Source organism: Hydrocoleum sp. CS-953, assembly GCF_002260545.1.
Classification (GTDB): domain Bacteria; phylum Cyanobacteriota; class Cyanobacteriia; order Cyanobacteriales; family Microcoleaceae; genus Trichodesmium.
Genome location: NZ_LGSU01000184.1, coordinates 1 through 2,365, shown reverse-complemented (window position 1 = coordinate 2,365; position 2,365 = coordinate 1). Strand labels below are relative to the sequence as shown.

Below are 2,365 nucleotides of genomic sequence, written 5' to 3'. Positions count from 1 at the left end.
GCAAATTACACCTCAAAGCATTTACAGACAAAAGTTTCAGCCTTTTTCCACATCAAAATTGATGTTCTATTTATCTATTGTTCAATAGTTAGGGCAGGCAAATTAAACCTCAAAGTATTTACCGATAAAGGTTTTAGGCTTTTTATATCTGAAATACCTTGGTTTTCAGCTCTTGTTGTTCAAAAAGGAGCGCATTTTTGGCGCATACTTGGGCAAAAAAAATTACTCCCCTACTCCCCTACTGCGGAAAAAAGACTTTTTCAGCAAATCCTAGTTACGGCTGGCAAATTACACCTCAAAGCATTTACAGNGTTTTCAGCTCTTGTTGTTCAAAAAGGAGCGCATTTTTGGCGCATACTTGGGCAAAAAAAATTACTCCCCTACTCCCCTACTGCGGAAAAAAGACTTTTTCAGCAAATCCTAGTTACGGCTGGCAAATTACACCTCAAAGCATTTACAGGCAAAACTTTCAGCCTTTTCCTACCTCAAAATTGATGTTCTTTCATCTATTGTTCAATAGTTAGGGCTGGCAAATTAAACCTCAAAGCCTTTACAGGCAAAACTTTCAGCCTTTTCCTAGCTCAAAATTGATGTTCTTTCATCTATTGTTCAATAGTTACAGCAGCGCTACGCGCTAGGGAATAGGCAATAGGCAATAGGCAATAGTAGGATTTCAGGATTTAGAAATGTCTGCGCTCTTTGCTTCGACTGCTATACATAATGGGGAGCAAGTGCGGCAGCTATATGCTTTTATGCAATAAAGCCATTCCAATGAGCAAATAAAATATATATATAATTCCTCCCACACCCACTAATACCATTTCTCAAAAACTTTATCTATTTCAGAGCAGGGGAGTAGGTAGAAACGTTGCATAAGGGCGTCCGTACTAGGTAGAAACGTTGCATAAGGGCGTCCCTAGAGAGAAGTAAAAACAACAATAATTAATATTAAATTAGCTAAAACTAGCAAAAAAATGATTTTTTATGTACTAATTAATTGATAACTGAAGTATTACCCAAGTATAGTATTAATGCATGGGAATTGGTATAATTCATCCCGCGCTCTATGCAACGCCGGATTTCTATTGGCAGTCGGCTAACCAAAGAACCCTGAATTTTCAATACCTAGAGATGTCAAAACCTTTAGTAATTTGGCAATAAAGAGGAGGAAAAAAGGCAGGAGAGACTTTTGGTTACTAGAAAACTATTTTTATTAATCAAAAATCTTTTCCTCCTCATCCCAAACTAACCATAATACCGACTCTTTTAAATTTTCAGCCTATTTATCAATCAACCCTCCTAAGTTAGGTGGGAAGTTGCCGATGGTGTGGTTAAATTTCTGAGCTATCCAAAAAATCTTGAATTGCTCGGTCTTGGAAACTATGATCTGGATGACTCAAAGAAGATTCGGCATGAGACTTCACTAAAACAGACTGTGATAATTTACCTTGTAAACTTTCCAGTTGTTCCTCAAGAGCATCAATTCGATCAACCAAAGCACGAATAACCTTAGCCTCAGAGTCAGGCAAACTACCATGTTCTAAAGGATTTACCTTAACTCCAGAACGATATACAACTCTACCTGGTATTCCCACCACTGTACAATCTGAAGGAACATCCCTCAGCACTACAGAACTGGCACCAATACGAACATTACTACCAATATTAATATTACCAAGAACTTTTGCACCTCCACCAATAACCACATTATCTCCTAAAGTAGGATGTCGTTTGCCACTTTCTTTACCAGTACCACCAAGAGTTACCCCTTGATAAATCAGGCAATAGTTTCCCACAATAGCAGTTTCCCCAATCACAACACCCATACCATGGTCAATAAATACACCTTCACCAATAACAGCTCCAGGGTGAATTTCAATCCCGGTCAAAAAACGGCCTATATGAGAAATGAAGCGAGGGAAGAAAGGAAGTTTCAGAGAATACAAACTATGGGCAACTCTATGAAACACTAAAGCCTGAAGACCAGGATAGCAAGTGAGAACTTCCAACCAGTTACGAGCGGCAGGGTCTCTTTCAAAGATAATTCGGAAGTCAGCTAAAAGGGTTTTAAACATAAAAATTGACGATTTTTAATTCAGTAGGTTAGTTCAGATTATATTTTAATCTGAATCAAATTAGTTGTTTAAATGTGCGTTCAAATACTACTAAAATACTACTATTTTCGGATATTTTTTTACCCAGACTTGATACTAAATTTTGGCACTACTGAAGTTTTTAGCAGATAAACAGAAAATTTCTGTTTGACAAGAACACACTTATTTGGTAGTAGTAGATAACTTGATCGTTATAAATAAAATCAGGACTTACGGAGAGGTACTATATATAGAGTCAAGAAACTATAACG

At 37.2% G+C, this 2,365-nt stretch carries 1 protein-coding gene; it reads right to left on the bottom strand.

The annotated features are described in order from the left end of the window. Positions 1–1,331 precede the first annotated feature (1,331 nt). The gene (gene cysE / locus AFK68_RS01500) at positions 1,332–2,075 is read right to left on the bottom strand and encodes a serine O-acetyltransferase (protein ID WP_094671074.1); all 744 of its coding nucleotides are present in this window, start codon (positions 2,073–2,075) and stop codon (positions 1,332–1,334) included. Positions 2,076–2,365: the final 290 nt, after the last annotated feature.

Bases quoted from the DNA above. Each gene is read 5' to 3' on its own strand.
- cysE (WP_094671074.1), bottom strand. From the start codon at position 2,075: ATGTTTAAAACCCTTTTAGCTGACTTCCGAATTATCTTTGAAAGAGAC.